At 26.5% G+C, this 18,018-nt stretch carries 19 protein-coding genes and 1 tRNA gene; 11 read left to right on the top strand and 9 right to left on the bottom strand.

What is annotated here, in order from left to right; genetic code table 11:
• Positions 1 to 4 precede the first annotated feature (4 nt).
• Positions 5 to 1,087 (top strand): LptF/LptG family permease, encoded by a 1,083-nt coding sequence (locus tag H0H57_RS01245; protein WP_185864019.1) that lies wholly within the window; start codon positions 5 to 7, stop codon positions 1,085 to 1,087.
• Positions 1,088 to 1,095: 8 nt separating this feature from the next.
• On the opposite strand, the gene H0H57_RS01240 is transcribed toward H0H57_RS01245, so the two are convergent.
• Complete coding sequence (locus tag H0H57_RS01240) at positions 1,096 to 2,598, bottom strand: Do family serine endopeptidase (protein WP_185864018.1); 1,503 nt, start codon at positions 2,596 to 2,598, stop codon at positions 1,096 to 1,098.
• 85 nt (positions 2,599 to 2,683) lie between these two features.
• Here H0H57_RS01240 and dapF point away from each other — a divergent pair, with 85 nt between their 5' ends.
• Positions 2,684 to 3,514: a diaminopimelate epimerase gene (dapF, locus tag H0H57_RS01235; protein WP_185864017.1), complete on the top strand. Its 831-nt coding sequence runs from the start codon at positions 2,684 to 2,686 to the stop codon at positions 3,512 to 3,514.
• On the top strand, positions 3,507 to 4,595 hold the full coding sequence (locus H0H57_RS01230; RefSeq protein ID WP_185864016.1) for a zinc-binding metallopeptidase family protein: 1,089 nt from the start codon (positions 3,507 to 3,509) through the stop codon (positions 4,593 to 4,595). Before dapF ends, H0H57_RS01230 begins: the two co-directional genes overlap by 8 nt.
• On the opposite strand, the gene H0H57_RS01225 is transcribed toward H0H57_RS01230, so the two are convergent.
• Complete coding sequence (locus H0H57_RS01225; RefSeq protein WP_185864079.1) at positions 4,588 to 5,610, bottom strand: redox-regulated ATPase YchF; 1,023 nt, start codon at positions 5,608 to 5,610, stop codon at positions 4,588 to 4,590. The two genes, H0H57_RS01230 and H0H57_RS01225, sit on opposite strands and share 8 nt — an antisense overlap.
• Positions 5,611 to 5,686: 76 nt before the next feature.
• Between H0H57_RS01225 and tatC the strand changes: the two genes are divergently transcribed.
• Positions 5,687 to 6,487, top strand: a complete 801-nt coding sequence (tatC, locus tag H0H57_RS01220) for a twin-arginine translocase subunit TatC (protein WP_394798855.1) — start codon at positions 5,687 to 5,689, stop codon at positions 6,485 to 6,487.
• A gap of 29 nt (positions 6,488 to 6,516) precedes the next feature.
• Here the strand turns inward: tatC and H0H57_RS01215 are convergent, their stop codons facing one another.
• Both H0H57_RS01215 and smpB read right to left on the bottom strand, forming a co-directional pair.
• Positions 6,517 to 7,893 carry an OmpA family protein gene (locus H0H57_RS01215; protein ID WP_185864015.1) on the bottom strand — a complete coding sequence of 459 codons (1,377 nt, stop codon included), beginning with the start codon at positions 7,891 to 7,893 and terminating at the stop codon, positions 6,517 to 6,519.
• A 56-nt stretch (positions 7,894 to 7,949) separates the two neighbouring features.
• On the bottom strand, positions 7,950 to 8,399 hold the full coding sequence (gene smpB, locus H0H57_RS01210) for an SsrA-binding protein SmpB (RefSeq protein WP_185864014.1): 450 nt from the start codon (positions 8,397 to 8,399) through the stop codon (positions 7,950 to 7,952).
• 70 nt (positions 8,400 to 8,469) lie between these two features.
• On the opposite strand from smpB, the gene H0H57_RS01205 reads away from it, so the two are divergent.
• From H0H57_RS01205 to H0H57_RS01190, 4 genes are read left to right on the top strand one after another with little or no spacing between them, the layout of a single operon-like run.
• Entirely contained in the window at positions 8,470 to 9,327 is an 858-nt protein-coding gene (locus H0H57_RS01205; protein WP_185864013.1) for a transketolase, read from the top strand.
• Between the two features lie 16 nt (positions 9,328 to 9,343).
• On the top strand, positions 9,344 to 10,321 hold the full coding sequence (locus tag H0H57_RS01200; RefSeq protein WP_185864012.1) for a transketolase family protein: 978 nt from the start codon (positions 9,344 to 9,346) through the stop codon (positions 10,319 to 10,321).
• 10 nt (positions 10,322 to 10,331) lie between these two features.
• The gene (locus H0H57_RS01195; protein WP_185864011.1) at positions 10,332 to 10,661 is read left to right on the top strand and encodes a nucleotide pyrophosphohydrolase; all 330 of its coding nucleotides are present in this window, start codon (positions 10,332 to 10,334) and stop codon (positions 10,659 to 10,661) included.
• A gap of 5 nt (positions 10,662 to 10,666) precedes the next feature.
• Complete coding sequence (locus H0H57_RS01190) at positions 10,667 to 11,920, top strand: 3-phosphoshikimate 1-carboxyvinyltransferase (RefSeq protein WP_185864010.1); 1,254 nt, start codon at positions 10,667 to 10,669, stop codon at positions 11,918 to 11,920.
• On the opposite strand, the gene H0H57_RS01185 is transcribed toward H0H57_RS01190, so the two are convergent.
• On the bottom strand, positions 11,897 to 12,373 hold the full coding sequence (locus tag H0H57_RS01185) for a C40 family peptidase (RefSeq protein ID WP_238784335.1): 477 nt from the start codon (positions 12,371 to 12,373) through the stop codon (positions 11,897 to 11,899). The genes H0H57_RS01190 and H0H57_RS01185 overlap by 24 nt on opposite strands.
• Positions 12,374 to 12,627: 254 nt before the next feature.
• On the opposite strand from H0H57_RS01185, the gene H0H57_RS01180 reads away from it, so the two are divergent.
• The 3 genes from H0H57_RS01180 (at position 12,628) to murI (ending at position 14,087) form a co-directional block, all read left to right on the top strand.
• Positions 12,628 to 12,699: transfer RNA gene (locus tag H0H57_RS01180), tRNA-Glu, on the top strand.
• Positions 12,700 to 12,711: 12 nt separating this feature from the next.
• Complete coding sequence (gene rpsT, locus H0H57_RS01175; RefSeq protein WP_185864008.1) at positions 12,712 to 12,954, top strand: 30S ribosomal protein S20; 243 nt, start codon at positions 12,712 to 12,714, stop codon at positions 12,952 to 12,954.
• A 326-nt stretch (positions 12,955 to 13,280) separates the two neighbouring features.
• Positions 13,281 to 14,087, top strand: coding sequence for a glutamate racemase (gene murI / locus H0H57_RS01170; protein ID WP_185864007.1), 807 nt, complete (start codon positions 13,281 to 13,283; stop codon positions 14,085 to 14,087).
• Here murI and H0H57_RS01165 read toward each other — a convergent pair.
• From H0H57_RS01165 to H0H57_RS01150, 4 genes are all read right to left on the bottom strand, one after another.
• On the bottom strand, positions 14,079 to 16,361 hold the full coding sequence (locus tag H0H57_RS01165; protein WP_185864006.1) for an NADP-dependent malic enzyme: 2,283 nt from the start codon (positions 16,359 to 16,361) through the stop codon (positions 14,079 to 14,081). The two genes, murI and H0H57_RS01165, sit on opposite strands and share 9 nt — an antisense overlap.
• Positions 16,362 to 16,410: 49 nt before the next feature.
• Positions 16,411 to 16,857, bottom strand: coding sequence for a FixH family protein (locus H0H57_RS01160; protein ID WP_185864005.1), 447 nt, complete (start codon positions 16,855 to 16,857; stop codon positions 16,411 to 16,413).
• Positions 16,858 to 16,919: 62 nt separating this feature from the next.
• Positions 16,920 to 17,807 (bottom strand): cbb3-type cytochrome c oxidase N-terminal domain-containing protein, encoded by an 888-nt coding sequence (locus H0H57_RS01155; RefSeq protein ID WP_185864004.1) that lies wholly within the window; start codon positions 17,805 to 17,807, stop codon positions 16,920 to 16,922.
• The gene (locus H0H57_RS01150) at positions 17,797 to 17,997 is read right to left on the bottom strand and encodes a CcoQ/FixQ family Cbb3-type cytochrome c oxidase assembly chaperone (protein WP_185864003.1); all 201 of its coding nucleotides are present in this window, start codon (positions 17,995 to 17,997) and stop codon (positions 17,797 to 17,799) included. Before H0H57_RS01150 ends, H0H57_RS01155 begins: the two co-directional genes overlap by 11 nt.
• Between the last annotated feature and the right edge of the window lie 21 nt (positions 17,998 to 18,018).

Below are 18,018 nucleotides of genomic sequence, written 5' to 3'. Positions count from 1 at the left end.
TATTATGAAAATTATTGATCGTTATATAATTCGTAATTTCATTGTGACTTTCATATTTATTACCATTTCTCTACAGATCTTATCTATAGTTATAGACATATCTCAACGGATGCATCGTTTAGAAAATAATCAAGGATCTATTAAAGAAGCTTTAATTTTTTATTATCCTTTTTGGTCCATATGGTTAATTAACACTTTTTCTCCTATTTCTGTTTTTTTGTCTGTTATTTTTTTCACATCTAAATTAACCCATCATTCAGAAATCACAGCGATTCTATCAAGCGGAATTAGTTTTAGAAGATTGACACTTCCTTATTTGGTCTCAGCTATTATGATAGGAATTATAGCTTTAATCATCAATTATTATTTTTTACCTATAGCTAACAAAAAGAAAAATCAATTTCATTATCAATATATGTTAAGTCCAAGACATAAAAATAAATATGAAAAAAATCAAACGATCAGTACTCAAATTTCAAAAAATGAATATATTTTTATTCAAAATTTTTCAAAAAAGAAAAATATAGGAAAAAAATGTGTATATCAAAAATTTAATGGAAAAAATATAACATATATTCTAAAATCTAAAATCATATATTGGTATAAAAAATATAACATATATATTCTATTTGATTACAGAGAAACTACAATCAAGAAAAATCGTGATTTTTTTGTTATGGGAAATTATAAAATTATAAGACTACCCATAAAACCGGAACAATTTTTACCGGAAGAATATATAGCAGAAACTATGAATATTCATGAGTTGAAAAAATTTATTAATATGGAAGGAGACAAAAAAAATATAAATATGCATTTAAATGAATATTATCAAAGAACAAGTTTACCCTTTTCTACTTTAATATTCACAATTTTGGGTTTATCTATATCTACAAGAAAAAAAAAAGGAGAAATTGCTTATAACATGATTATAGGAATTATATTAGCTTTTTTTTATATTTTTTTTATAGAAATCACAAAAATATATTCCAACAAAGATTATATTCCTTCTTATTTATCTGTTTGGCTTCCCAATGTTATTTATGGAATCATTACCTTGTTCTTTTATTGGAATAGAAGTAAATAAAGTATGAATTAATTCATTTCAAATCCTGCTATATATACTTGTCCATTTTGTTTTATCGATTTTATGGTCACATCTCCTGAGTATTTTTTTAAAACTCTATCCACATCATTAGGTTTTTTCATATTGACTCCATTAATAGATAAAATGATATCTCCTTCTTCCAAACCGATAGCACTTAAACGACCTGATCTGATCTCTTTTATTCTAATACCATAACCAATTCCAAAATTTTTTTTATATTCTTGACTAAGTGGCTCAAATATTACGCCTAATAATTCAGATGGAGTCATTTCTTCTTTAGTTCTTATTTTTGTTCTTCCTTGTAAATCTTTTAAAATAACGTGAAAAATTATCTTTTGTTTGTTACGTATAATATTCACGTTGACTTTATCTCCTGGATGTTTTGTCCCTACAATAAATGAAAGATCTGCAACATTTTGTATAGGTTTTCCATCTATGCTTTTTATGATATCTCCTTTTTTAAGTCCTGCATCTGACGCTCCACTTTTTTCAAATATTTCTCCTATTAAAAAACCTTGTTGTGATTTTATATTTTGATGTGTTTCTTTATTATAAGCTTTTAAATATTCTGTTTTAGAAAGATCCATTCCTCTCACTCCTAAATATGCACGTTGTACGGTTCCGTATTTTTTTATGTCTTGGATCACTTTTGCTACCAAATTAGAAGGAGCCGCAAAACTATATCCTATAAAATTTCCTGAAGCTGAAGAAATGGCTGTGTTAATTCCAATTAATTCCCCATTTGTGTTAATTAAAGCACCTCCACTATTTCCAGGATTGACCGCTGCATCTGTTTGGAAAAAAGATTCAATAGAAGAAGATGATAGTGTTTCTCCTCTTAATATCCCCAAACTTCTATTTTTTGCACTTATGATCCCGGCTGTAACAGTAGAGTTTAAATCAAAAGGATTTCCTATCGCTAGAACCCATTCTCCTACTTGTACTTTATTAGAATCCGAAAAATAAATAAAGGGTAAATTTGTTTCATTAATTTTTAATAAAGCAATATCGGTACTAGGATCGGTTCCTATTAATTTCGCTTTATAAGTTCTTTGATCACTAAGAGTAATTTCTATTTTTTCTGCATCTTTTATGACATGATTATTAGTCACAATATATCCATCAGGGGATAGAATGACTCCAGATCCATGAAGTCCAGGAATCTCATTTCTTTGAGGTTTTTTTTCTCTATTGTTTCCAAAATCATCAGGAAATCCAAAAAAGAAATCAAATGGATCAAATTGATTGTTATATTTTTTTGAATAATTTTTAACATTGACTACTGCATGTATGGTTTTTGATACGACTCTAGTAAAATCAGGAAAACCAGCAGAACTAACCAATGAGGAAGAATCTGATGAGGTAAGCCTTGTTTTTGAAGTATATGGAAAAAGTAAAGGGTCTTCTTTAGCGTATTGTTTATATGCAGCAATAGTTATTATTGAACTCATAATACTGCTCAGTACAATATAAAAAACTATTTTCTTCATTTATATTTTGTTAGTGATTACACACAAACAAATATATGGAAATAAATAATTTTACAGTTTAAAAAATAATATTAAATTCGTTGTTATGAAATTGAATTTTTATAAATATCAAGGAACTGGAAATGATTTCATACTCCTAGATTCTAGACAACAAAAAATAGAAAATCCTTTTTTATTTAAAAAATTGTGTGATAGACATTTTGGAGTTGGAGCCGATGGAATTATTTTGATTCAAAATGATGATGAATATAAAAGTGATTTTTATATGAAATATTGTAATTCTGATGGAAAAGAAAGCACAATGTGTGGAAATGGGGGGAGATGTGCAATTTCTTTTGCGAATCAATTAGGAATCCCAAAAAAAAATAAAATTCATTTTCGAGCTATAGATGGATATCATGATGGATTTATAAGGAATAATGATAATTTGGTTTCTATAAAACTTCTTGATATAGATAAAAATACAATAGAAATTCATAAAAAATACGTTTTTTTAAATACAGGTTCTCCACATCATATTTTATTTGTAGAAAAAATCAATGAAAAAAACATATATCAAGAAGGAAAAAAAATTAGATTTCAAAGTCCTTATTTGGAAAAAGGAGTCAATGTGAATTTTGTAAAAATACTTAAAAATAATATGCTACAAGTTCGTACTTATGAAAGAGGAGTAGAAAACGAAACTTTATCTTGTGGAACAGGAGTTGTTGCCTCTGTCATCGCCGCATGTGAAACAAATAAAATAAAAAATGATGTGGGAGAAATTTTAGTCCAAACTCTTGGAGGAAAATTATGGGTTTCATTAAAAAAAACAAAAAATGAATATTTTGATATTCATTTAACCGGAAATGTTAAATTTATATTTAAAGGATCCATCCTTATGGAGGATTTTTATAAATCGAAAAAAAATGAGTAATTATTCATATTCAATTAATAGTGAATCTATTCAATTTCTTGAAAAATATTTGAATAAATGTTCCCCAACAGGAAATGAAAATGAAGGACAACAAATATGGACAAACCATATTAGTTCTTATATAGAAAAAATACAAACTGATTTATATGGGACAGCAGTAGGAATTATTAATCCTAATTCTCCATACAAATTGATTCTTGAAGCTCATGTTGATGAAATATCATGGTACGTTAATTATATCACAGAAGAAGGAATAATATATGTATCTCGTAATGGAGGTACCGATCATCAAATTGCTCCATCTAAAAGAGTAATCATTCATACGGAAAAAGGATTTATACATGGAGTATTTGGATGGCCTGCTATTCATACAAGAAAACCTTCATCAGAAAAATATCCTAATGTAGAGAATCTATTTGTAGATATTGGTGTTTCCAATAAGACTGAAGCAATTAATATGGGGGTTCATGTAGGTTGTATGATTACTTATCCTGATAAGTTTTTTATTATGAATCAAAATTATTTTGTATCTAAAGCATTAGATAATAAAATAGGAGGGTTTATTATAGCAGAAGTAGCAAAAATTATAATTGAAAATGGGATAAATCTAAAATTTGGATTATATATAGTAAATTCAGTTCAAGAAGAAGTGGGTTTTAAAGGGGCAAAAATGATTTCTCAAACTATACAACCCAATGTGGCAATTGTTACCGATGTCATACATGATACTTGTAGTCCTATGATTGATAAAAAAATACAAGGGGATATCAAATGTGGATTAGGACCTGTCATTGGATATGCTCCTTCAATACATAAAAGTATTAGAGAATTGATGATTAATACTGCTAATAGGAAAAAAATACATTTTCAACGTTTGGTATCATCTAGCACAGGAACAGATACAGATGCTTTCGCTTATTCCAATAAGGGAGTATTGTCTGCTTTAATTTCCATTCCTCTTAAATATATGCATACTACAGTAGAAATGGTTCATAAAAAAGATGTAGAACTAACTATATTACTTATTTTTGAAACTTTACAAGAAATTAATAATAATATAAATCAGTTTTTTATTAATTGAATCGGAAGTGAATAAGATCTCCATCTTGAATGAGATAATTTTTTCCTGCTAATAATATTTTTCCTGCTTTTTTCACATTTTCTTCAGATCTATGTTTTATAAAATCATTATAATGAATAACTTTTGCTCGAATAAATCCTTTTTTAAAATCTGTATGAATCACTGAAGACGCTTCATAAGCTGTACATGGATTAGGAATAGACCAAGATCGAATTTCTTTTTTTCCTATCGTAAAAAAACTTTGTAAGTTTAGTAATTTATAGGTATTTTTCAACACTTGATCAAGTTCTATACAATTTTTTTTTAATGATAAAATTACTAAAGTAGAATTTTCCCTTTTTACCATTTTTTTCATACTTTCTATATGCAAATTAGTTTTTTGATCTAATTTTTTATCATCTATGTCTAGATTACATATATAAAGAACAGGTTTAACAGTGAGTAACTGTAAATCTTTTATATATTCTTGTTCATTTTCTTGAAAGGGATACATTCTAATATTTTTTCCTTCTTTTAAAAAAGAAGAAATTTTTTTCAGTATATGTGTAGATTTATTGACTTGATTTTTTTTAATAGTTTTTTCTAATTTTTTTTCTATCGTTTCTATGTCTTTAAACTGTAATTCCATATCAATAATCTCTTTATCTCTAATAGGATTTACAGATCCTTCCACATGAAGGACACTTTTATCACGAAAAAAACGAATCATGTGTATGATGACATTTGTTTCACGAACATGAGATAAAAATTTATTTCCTAAACCTTCTCCTTTATGCGCCCCTTTAATTAATCCAGCTATATCTACTATTTTTATTTCAGATGGAATAATTTTTGTAGTAGGAGAATTAATGATTTTTTTTAATTCGTATAATCTTTTATCTGGAACTTTTGTGATTCCATAATTAGGTTCTATGGTACAAAAAGGAAAATTTTCTGATAAAGCTTTTGAGTTGGAAATCAGATTAAAAAATGTTGATTTTCCCGTATTGGGAAGTCCTATAATTCCACATTTCATGTATATGAAATTTAACATGAAAATTACAATTTTTATTGAAAATAAATATATTATTTTTTTATAAAATTTAATTTTAATGAATAAAAATAAAATGCCGTTTTGGAAACATATAGAGGAATTAAGAAAACATATAATTCATTGTCTTTGTGCAATCATTATTGCAATGATTATTTTAATGAACAATAAATATATTATATTTGATTACATTATTTTTGGTCCCGCAAAAACAGATTTCATTACTTACCGTGTTTTTTACAAATTAGCAAATTCATTTTTAGGTATACATTTGAACTCCGTTTCTTTTTTAGATAAAAATTTAGAAATACAAAATAGACAAATATTTGGTCAATTCAATATTTATGTATGGACTTGCTTCATAGGAGGAGTCATTTTATCATTTCCTTATGTTGTTTATGAATTTTGGAAATTTATTAAACCGGCTCTTTCGGATGAAGAAAAGAAATATTCTCTATGGATATTGATCATGGTTACTTTTTTGTTTTTATTAGGTATTTTTTTCGGTTATTTTGTATTATGTCCATTTTTAATTCATTTTGGATATTCTTTTAGAATAAGTTATATTCCGAAAAATATATTTGATTTATCAGATTATATTTCTTTAATCGTTCATTCCGTGTTTTCTATGGGGATTCTTTTTTTATTTCCATTTCTTATATTTTTTCTAACTAAAATGGAATTAATATCTTATTCATTTTTAAAAAAATACAGAAAACATGCTTTTCTGATCCTGTTAGTTATAGCTTCTGCTATAACACCTGGAGATATTTTAAGTACAATCATCGTATTAATTCCTCTTCTAATACTTTATCAAGTAAGTGTATATATCTCTTTTCAGACAAACAAAAAAGCCTCTTGAAAATCAAGAGACTTTTTTTATTTATGATTTTATGACTTTTTGATTATGATTTCAACACATCGTCCTTTTTTCTTTTCGATTCCTAATCCTCTAATTTCTATTCTAGAAGCATCTACCCCTTTAGATACTAAAGCTTCAAATACGGAATAAGCTCTTTTTACAGATAGAATCTTATTCAAATCGGATTTTCCATTCGGATCTGTATATCCATTGATGTAAAATTTAGAATTAGGAAGAATATTAATCATGATTTCAGCAATTTTATTAATTTTTGTTAAAGAATGAGGAGATAATGAAAATTTACCAAAATTGAATAAAATAGGATAAAAAACTACATGAGGACATCCTTGATGTTCTTTTTTTCCAAATTTGTTTGGGCATCTATCTTCCTGATCCGGAATATTATCTAAATCTGTATCCGGACAACCCTGAAATTTTTTTAATCCAAATTGATTTGGACAGGAATCTTCCTGATCCGGAATATTATCTAAATCTGTATCTGGACAACCCTGAAATTTTTTTAATCCAAATTGATTTGGACAGGAATCTTCCTGATCCGGAATATTATCTAAATCTGTATCTGGACAACCCTGAAATTTTTTTAATCCAAATTGATTTGGACAGGAATCTTCCTGATCTAAAACTCCATCATTATCTGAGTCTTCTTGATTATTACAACAAATTTTTTTTTCTTTTTCTTCTTCTTTTTCTTTAATGGGAAGAACGGAATAAAAATTATCTTGATCTGTTTCTCCAACCGTTTTATGATCATGTTTATGAATTTGTAGGGTTCCACCAAAACGGAAAATCAATCCTACATTATGTTTCCAAAAATTTAAATAATCTTCTGATTGTTTTGCAAATATTTGATTATAAGTGCTTTGAACATTAAATCCAAAGTTAGGAACCATCCATAAATTAAACCCTAATCCACTATTTAATAGAAAAAAATTTTTTTTATTCGTTTTAAAATATTTTGTTTCTGAAATTCTCAATTCTCTATTGAGATAATTATTGAATTTATGATAACCTAATCCCAATTTTAAATAAGGATCAAACTTGTTATGCTTGTTATGAGGTAACATATATAAATTCACTCCATGACTTAACTTCATAAAAAAGTTATTTTCTATTTTCCATCTTGGATTGTCTACCATTCCTAATGAAGCATTTAAATACACTCCCATATGTTTCTTGATCTGATGTTCTAATTCTATGCTAGAAATAACGGGATTAAAACTATTATTCTTTTTTAGAAAAAAACCTTCAAAAGGAGACGTTATCGGATAATAATTTATATCATGTGCTCCTATTCGGATAAACCATTTTTCTTTCGAATCTTCTTGGGAAAAAACAGACGAAAAAAAAGTAAATAAAGCAATAATAAAAAAATTGACGTTTCTCATAAAACTATAATTTCTTTAAATCTAAACAAATATAAAGATTTGATTTCAAAAATAAATTAAATACGATTTTTTAATTTAAAAGATTGCTGAATTTCCCTAAAAAAATCTTTTTTACGCAAAGATTCACGTTTATCATATGTTTTTTTTCCTTTAGCTAAAACTATTTTCATTTTTATATATCCTTTATCATTAAAAAATAATTCTATGGGTATTAAAGTTAAACCTGGATTTTTTAATTTTTTATTGATTTTTATTAATTCTTGTTTTTTCAATAATAATTTTCTTTCTCTTCTACTTGAGTGATTCCAGTTTGTTCCAAATTTATATTCAGCTATATACATATTGATAGAATACAACTCTCCATGTCTCATTTGACAAAAACTTTCCATTATATTGGCCTTATTTTGTCTTATTGATTTTACTTCTGTACCAAATAATTGTATTCCAGATACGTAATGTTCCATAAAATGATATTTAAATCTTGCTTTTCTATTGAGAATACTCATAATGAAATTAATTGTTACTTTTGTGAAATAGTCAAACACGAAAAAAATATACAAACAAAAATTGAAAAAAATGAATGTACGTTATTTAAAAGATTTGTGTATTCAAGTGAGAAGAGATGTTTTACGTATGGTAAATAACGCAAAATCTGGACATCCTGGTGGATCTTTAGGGTGTACAGAGTATTTGGTTTCTTTATATCAAAAGATCATGCATTATAATTCAAATAAATTTTCTATAGATGGGAAAGGAGAAGACCTTTTTTTCTTATCCAATGGACATATATCTCCTGTTTATTATAGCATATTAGCTCGTTCTGGTTTTTTTTCGATTAAAGAATTATCTACTTTTAGAAAGTTAAATTCTCGTTTACAAGGACATCCATCTGTACATGGAGGACTACCCGGAATACGAATTTCTTCTGGTTCTTTAGGACAAGGAATGTCTATATCTATTGGTGCTGCTTTATCAAAAAAACTAAACAAAGAATTGAGTAGTATAATTTACAGTTTGCATGGAGATGGAGAATTAAATGAAGGACAAATTTGGGAAGCAGTTTTATATGCAGGTTCTAGAAAAATAGATAATTATATAGCTACTGTAGATTATAATGGGCAACAAATAGATGGGACAACAGATGAAGTATTACCTTTAGGAGATTTAAAAAAAAAATTCGAATCCTTTGATTGGAAAGTTCTAGAAGAATTAGAAGGAAACAATATTGAAAAAGTGATTAACATTTTAAAAAAAGCCCAAAATGAAACTGGAAAAGGAAAACCTATTTTAATCATATTATATACTCAAATGGGATATGGTGTAGATTTTATGGTGGGAAATAATGCATGGCATGGAAAAGCTCCCAATGAAGAAGAATTGAAGAAAGCTTTACATCAACTTCCTGAAACTTCTTTAGGAGACTATCCATTATAATATATATTTTTTTATTATGAGACAATATGAAAATCAAGGACTAAAAGAAACGAGAGCCGGTTTTGGAAAAGCTTTAACTTTTTTGGGAAGAAAAAATCATAAAGTAGTCGCATTATGTGCAGATCTTACGACTTCTTTGTTTATGGATCAGTTTTCACAAGAATTTCCTGAAAGATTTTTTCAAATAGGAATCGCAGAAGCTAATATGATAGGAATTGCAGCTGGACTTAGTATTGGGGAATATATTCCATTTGCTGGAACATTTGCTAATTTTGCTACATCTCGTGTTTATGATCAAATACGACAGTCCATTGCTTATTCTTACAAAAATGTAAAAATATGTGCTTCTCATTCTGGATTAACGATAGGAGAAGATGGAGCAACACATCAAAGTTTAGAAGATATAGGAATGATGAAAATGTTACCTGGTATGACCGTGATTAATACTTGTGATTATAATCAAACTTATGCCGCAACGATAGCCATATCTAATCATTTTGGTCCAGTATATTTACGTTTTGGTCGTCCTTCTGTAGCTAATTTTACAGATGAAGATCAAATATTTGAAATTGGAAAAGCGGTAGTATTAACAGAGGGAAAAGATGTTACTATTGTTAGTACAGGACATTTAGTTTGGGAGTCTTTAGAAGCATCTAAGATTTTATACGAAAAAAAAGGAATAGAATGTGAAGTTATTAATGTTCATACAATTAAACCATTAGATGAACATACAATTTTGAAATCGATTAATAAAACAAAATGTATTGTTACTGCAGAAGAACACAATTATTGGGGAGGATTAGGAGAAAGTATTGCCAGAGTATTGACCACTGTTAAGAATAAAAAATGGTCTGTTATTCAAAGTTTAGTAGCTGTTAACGACATTTTTGGAGAAAGTGGAAAGCCTATGGAACTTTTAAAAAAATATGATATTGATCGTGAATCTATTATAAATCATGTAGAATTCGTTTTGAAAAATAAAAACAAACAATAAGTTATTGATATTGGAAATTAAAGATTTACAAAAATTAGTTCATAATTGGATCATAAATTATGGAATTCGTTATTTTGATATATTAACGAATACAATTCTTTTATCTGAAGAAGTGGGGGAAGTTTCTAGAATTATTGCTAGAAATTATGGAGAACAATCAAAAAAAAAAAACTGTAAAAAAAATGAAGATCTTGGAGAAGAATTATCAGATGTATTATTTATTATAATTTGTTTAGCAAATCAGACTGGAATAGATTTGGAAAAATCATTTCATAGAAAATTAGAAAAAAAGAAAAGAAGAGATCATGTCAGACATCATAAAAATAAAAAATTGAAATAAAAAATATGTCTTCTTATATTAAAATTTACAAAAATAAGAGGGCCTTATATGGTTCTATATCTATAACGGGATCTAAAAGTATATCTAATCGTCTTTTAATTTTAAAAGCTATTTATAAAGATGACATTCATATTGAAAATCTTTCTAATTGTGAAGATACAAAAATATTAAAAAAAAGTTTAATTAGTCCTTCTAATATATTAGATATTCATCATGCGGGAACTGCTATGCGTTTTTTAACCTCTTATTTCTCTATACAAGAAGGGAAAAAAGTAATATTAACAGGATCAGATAGAATGAAAGAAAGGCCGATTTTTGTACTCGTAGAAGCTCTAAAAAAGCTAGGATCCGAAATTTATTATTTAGAAAAAGAAGGCTTTCCTCCAATACAAATTTTTGGAAAAAAAATTTTAGGAGGAGAAATAGATATGAATGCAAAAATTAGCAGTCAGTATATAAGTTCTCTTATGTTAATATCTAGTCAATTTAAAATGGGATTAAAAATTTATTTAAAAGGAAATATTACATCTATTCCCTACATAAAAATGACTTTCGATTTACTGACTTTAGCCGGAATAAAAGCTGATTGGAAAGAAAGAATGATTCATATTTATCCCATCAAAAATCAGGGAAAAAAATGTTTTTCTGTAGAATCAGATTGGAGTTCTGCTTCTTACTATTATTCTATGTCCGCTATTGCAAAGAAAAGCCATATTATTTTACGTTCATATAGCAATAAGAGTTTGCAAGGAGATAAAGAAGTTTGTAATATATACAATCAATATTTTGGAATATCTACTATTTTTGATAAAAATGTAATAACATTAAAGAAAAAATTGAATTTTTTATTACCAAAATTTATTGAATTAGATTTGAATAAAACACCAGATCTTGCTCAAACTATTGTTGTTACTTGTGCAGCGATTGGCATTAAATGCAGTTTAAAAGGATTAGAAACATTGAAAATTAAAGAAACAGATAGATTACAAGCATTGAAAGAAGAGCTTTTAAAATTTGGGGTGATAACAAAAATTACGAAATCTTGTTTAAAAATAACAGATTTTTATAGAAAAAAAATGGATTCTTTTATCAGAATTCGAACTTATCAAGATCACAGAATGGCAATGTCTTTTTCTACATTTGGATTATGCTATGATTTTATCAAAATAGAAAAACCCAATGTTGTAGAAAAATCATATCCTAATTTTTGGAAGGACTTAGAATCTTTAGGTTTTTTAATTGATTTTTCTTTCTTCTGAAGAAAAAAAAATTCTTCTTGCCATAATGAATTTATGATTCCAGTATTTTTTATATAATTGAGAGATAATCACTCCATTGGATGTAGATGCATGAATAAAAGATATATTTTTATTGCTCGTATGGATCACCATTCCTACATGATTGATTTTTTTAGATATTCCTGTTGTTGTTGAAAAAAATAATAAGTCTCCTTTTTTTATTTTGTTTTTGGGAACAAAAAAACCTTTTTGGGCTTGATTGTAAGAAATACGTGGTAAGAATATATGATAGGAGGCAAAAATATTTTTGATTAAAGCGGAACAATCTATTCCAGTTTTGGTATTATTTCCTCCATATTTATATGGAGTATACATGTAATTTTTAGCTTTTTCTATAATGCATTCTATCTGTTCTTTAAAAAACAGTTTTTGATTCAAAAATTGAAAATAATTTTTTGAATTATTTCTATACATATTTTGTTTTTTTTTCCTGAAAGAAATTCTTTCATATTTTTTATTGCATTCCACATTTCCATATAATGAAATAGAAATAAGATGATAATAAAAAATTATAAGTAAAAGAATTTTAGAATTTATGATAAACTTTTTTTATTGTTTAAAACAAAAACAGATCAAGAAAAGAGATACCCAAATATAAACAAAAACAAAATACTTGTATTAAAGATAAAAAAAATTTAATTTGTATCATTAATTATTATTTGATCAAAGGCCCATTCGTCTATTGGTTAGGACGTCAGGTTTTCATCCTGGAAAGAGGGGTTCAATTCCCCTATGGGCTATAATTATTTTTTATGGCAAATCATTTATCTTCTTTAAAAAGAATTAGACAGAATCATACTAGACGATTACGTAATAAATATGCGTATAAAAGTACTAAGACAGCTATTAAAAAATTGTTAATAGATAATAAAAACAAAAAACAATATTCTATTGTTCTTTCCATGATAGATAAATTAGCCAAGAAAAATATTATACATGTGAATAAAGCTGCTAGATTGAAAAAAAAATTGAGTAAAAAAATTTTAATTAGTTAATAAATAATGAATAAATTTTTATAATAAAATATCATGATTTTGTTGATGATTGTTTTCATCATGGGAATGAAATGATATTTATCAATATTCATTATTATCCTTGTTCAAATTTTGAATAAAATTGAGATTGTTAATCTTTTCAAACAAAAAAAAATTTGTTTCAATCTGATTGAACATACAATCACGATGATTCTAGTATTTTTTATATTTCTTCTTTTTTACAAAAAATTATATCAAAATCAACATAAAAAAATTATTCATCCGGTTTTATTTTTATTTTCTGTATTAGATTTTATAATTCGTTTTCCATTTAATTTAATGTAAATATGAAAATCAGTCCATTATCTCCAATAGGGATATTTGATTCTGGAATTGGCGGACTTTTAATAGCTAAAGAAATGAAAATTCAAATGCCTAATGAATATTTTATTTATTTTGGAGACACAAAAAATATGCCTTATGGAGAAAAATCTAAAGAATTTATTATAAAAAATTCTATGAAAATCGCTTCTTTTCTTTATGAAAAAAAATGTAAAGCTTTAGTCATAGCATGCAATTCTATTGCATCTAATGCTTTGGATCTGATTCAAAAACAATTTCATAAAAAAATATTAATATTTAATGTTATAGATCCTGTTGTAAAAAACACAGTTTTTCTTTCTTATAAAAAAATAGGAATCATTGCTACGCCTGCTACGATACATTCAAATTTTTATACAAAAAAAATCAAAAGATACTATCATCATTTAGATGTCATTCAAATGTCTACTCCTTTATTAGCCCCTATTATAGAAAATGGTTGGGAAATAAAAAAAATAAATCCTATTATAAAAAATTATTTAAATCACTTAAAATCAATAGATGCAATATTATTGGCTTGTACTCATTATTTATTTTTGAAACAAGAAATCAAAAATTTTTTTCATGGAAAAGTTCATTTAATTGATATTCAAAAAATAGTAGTACAAGAAATAAAAAAAAAATTAAGTGAAGAAAAATTATTATGCTTCCATCCTATCTATAATAAATTTCCTATTTTTTATACGTCTAGCTCTATTCCCATTTTTTTTGAAAAAAAAGTACGAATTCTTTTTGGAAAAAATGTGTTTTTAAAACACATTTTTTTAATTTGATCTCATTTGTGCATCTATTACAGCCAAAGTAGCTAGATTAACTATTTCTTCTATGCTAGATTGCTTTTGCATAATATGTGCTGGTTTCCGCATTCCTAACATGACAGGACCAATAGTTTGAACATCTCCTAATCCTCTAATAAATTTATAAGTCAAATTTCCTGATTCTAAATTTGGAAAAATAAAAATATTTGCTCTTTTTTTAACAAGTTTAGAAAAAGGAAATTTTCTATATAACAAAAATTCATTCAAAACAAAATCAGGGTGAACTTCTCCATATACTATCAAATCTGGATATTTTTTATGTAAAAAAGAGACTGTTTGAGAAACTTTAGAAGATATTTTAGGATTAGATGAAAAATTTTGAAAAGATAACATAGCTATACGTGGTTTTATATCGAAACCTTGCACCACGTGAGAAACCATTAAAGCTATTCTAGCTAACTCCTCACTTGTTGGATCTGGAATCACGGCTGTATCTGCTAAAAATAGAGGTCCACGTTTTGTTAATAAAATCATCATTCCTGCCGTTTTGTTGTGTATAAAATCAGCTTTTCCTATTACTTCTAACAAAGGACGTAAACTTAATGAAAAACTTTTAGAATACCCTGTAAGAACAGCATCTGCCTTTCCTTGATCCACCATCATAGCTCCAAAATGATCATTCGTACGCATACGAATTTTTGAATCATATAAAGTTAACCCTTTTCTATTTCTTCTTTTCCAAAGAATTTTGGAAAATTCTTCTACTTTTTTTATATTTTCTTCTTTTTCTGGATCTATAATTTCTAATTCAACATCTAAATGATTTTCATGAATTAAACGTTTGATACGATTTTCATTTCCTAAAACTATGGAAATAGAAACAATTCCTTCTTCGTGAAGAATTTGAACCGATTTAAGAATATCATATTCTTCTCCATTACAAAAAACAATTTTTTTAGGATTTGTACGGGCTCGGTTTTGAATCATTCGAAGTATTTTAGTTTCATAACCCATTCTATCAAGCAATTTTTCTTGATAAATTTTCCAATCTAAAATAGGATTTCTTGCTACTCCAGAATCCATAGCTGCTTTTGCAACAGCAGGAGCAACACGAGTTATTAAACGATTATCAAAAGGTTTCGGAATGATATATTCTTTTCCAAAAGAAATATTTTTCTTATTATAAACAATATTGACCTGTTCTGGAACAGGTTCTTTTGCTAAAGAAGCTATCGCATGTACTGCCGCAAGTTTCATTTCATCATTAATTACATTAGCATGAACATCTAATGCTCCTCTAAATATATAAGGAAATCCTAATACGTTATTCACCTGATTGGGATAATCACTTCTTCCTGTAGCCATAATCACATCTGGACGTACTTTAATAGCTAAATTATAATTGATTTCTGGATCAGGATTTGCCATAGCAAATACAATTGGATCTTTAGCCATACTTTTTAACATCTTAGGCGTTAATATTCCTCCTATAGATAACCCTATGAAAACGTCTGCATTATAAATAGCATCCTCCAATTTTTTAATGGGAAAAGTATTTACGGTAAATTCTTTTTTTTCTTTATTTAAATCTTTCCTTGAAGCATGTAATAACCCTTTACTATCAAACATCAAAATATTTTCAGGTTTTACTCCAAGTTGTTTATATGTTCTTGCACAAGAAATAGCTGCCGCACCGGCTCCATTTACTACCATTTTAATTTTATGAATTTTTTTATCTACATAAGTAATCGCATTCAGTAATGCTGCTCCTGAAATAATAGCTGTTCCATGTTGATCGTCATGCATGACAGGAATATTAAGTTCTTTTTTTAGTCTTTTTTCTATTTCGAAAGCTTCTGGAGCTTTGATATCTTCTAAATTAATTCCTCCAAAAGTAGGAGCAATAGCTTTTACTGTTTCTATAAATTTTTCTGGATCAGATTCATCTATTTCTATATCAAAAACATCAATTCCGGAAAATATTTTAAATAAAAGAGCTTTTCCTTCCATAACTGGTTTAGAGGCTAATGCTCCAATATCACCAAGACCTAATACAGCAGATCCATTAGTAATCACTGCTACAAGATTTCCTTTAGATGTGTATTTATATACTTCTATAGAAGAACGAGCAATTTCCTTGCAAGGTTCAGCAACTCCTGGAGAATAAGCAAGAGATAAATCTTTTTGACTTCTATATTTTTTTGTAGGGGTTATTTGTATTTTTCCAGAAGGAAATTGGCTATGGTAATCTAAAGATTCTTCACGAAGATTACTTATATTTTTTCTCATTATGTTTAAAATATTAAAATGTTGAAACAGATAAAAATATCTATCTATGTTAATTCCAAAAAATATCTTTTTCAAAAAAAAATTTTTTATCTGTTTTCCATCGAATTATCAGTTTATAATATCCTTTTTTCAAAAATCTTTTAGGAATCAATAATATTTTTTTGGAATTTTTCAAAAGTTTGAAAAACTGCGTAAAATCTAAATCTTTAGAAGAAGATCTAAATAAAGTAAAAAAACCATGAATATCATTGTTAACAGGAGGAAATATTATTTTAATTCCAGAATTTAAAATGAAAACTTTGATTTTGATAGGAAGTTTTGACACATTTTTTTTCTCATTTATAATTTCTTGATATTTCATTTCTTCTTCATAATATCTATCTGATACAAGTTGACTTCCTACATGTGGAAAAAAGAAAGCAATATAAGTGATAAAGATTATAAAAAAAACTAAAGATAACACGATTCCAGTATCCCAATTGAATTTCATTTTCATAATTCAAACTTTGAGTTTTTTATCAAAAAAAAGAAAATTAACTATGGATAAGATAATTTGACTTATATCTGATTCCATTTTTTTATTTTTATTCCTTGAGGAGCTTTTCCTATTAAAGGTTTTTTATATTTTTGGTTTATAAAATAAACATAACTGGATATTTTTTCAATATCATTTCCTTTAATTTCTCCTAATTGACCAAAAGCACGCATAGTCGGATTATTATCGCTCCCATTCCATATTACAGAATATATGTTTTTAAATAAATCTTTTTCTTTTACATTGATCCAATAATCATCTGTTAAATTAGGACCTATATTTCCACTTCCATCCGATTGATGACAAGTTGCACAATTTTCCTTGAAAAGAATTTTACCATGATTGATTAATTTTTCCTGAAAACATGCATTTGTTATAGTTACTTGTGGGGTGTTTTTTTCAAAAATTTCAATTTCTTTTAATTGATTTTTATAAGCTATATCATATTCCTTATAAGGATTAGAAAAATCTATGAATAAATAAGAAAAAAAATAAATTGCGGAAAAAACAATTGTTAGATAAAAAAGATGAACCCACCACATAGGTAATTTGTTATCTAATTCTATAATTCCGTCAAATCCATGATCTATTTTTTTTACTTCATCATGATTGATTTTTTTAGAATCATAAAATATAAATCTGTAAAGTCTATAAAAATAATTTCCTTCATTTTCTTCAAAAATCTTTTTTCTTTTTTCTTTTGAAAGAAATTGCAATTTTATTCTAAAAATCAAATGATTGATAGATTCCAAAATATACAATAATACCGTAATTATAATAAAACAAAATATAGTAATAGGATGGACTAAATAAGATATATGATTATAACTTACAAAAAACACATAAAACATGAATATGATAACAGATAAAATAGAAGGAATCAGAATAAAAGAAGGAATTTTAGATCTCATAATCTTTCCTTTTTTTTTCTTTTTCTAATTCTAAAGGAATTAAACTGATTTTATGATAATATTTCTTAGATTTTGAAAACACAAAAAATATTAAACAAACAAATGACAATAAAAACAAAATTAACATAACAGATTGAAAGATCCCTATATTTTTTTCTCCTGTAAAGTATTGCTTAAAAAAACTTATCATGAACTTTTTTTTATTTTCGTA

Source organism: Blattabacterium cuenoti (assembly GCF_014251755.1).
Lineage (GTDB): Bacteria > Bacteroidota > Bacteroidia > Flavobacteriales > Blattabacteriaceae > Blattabacterium > Blattabacterium cuenoti_AN.
Note: the sequence above shows the minus strand (reverse complement) of the source record. Positions and strands in the feature narration are given on the sequence as shown.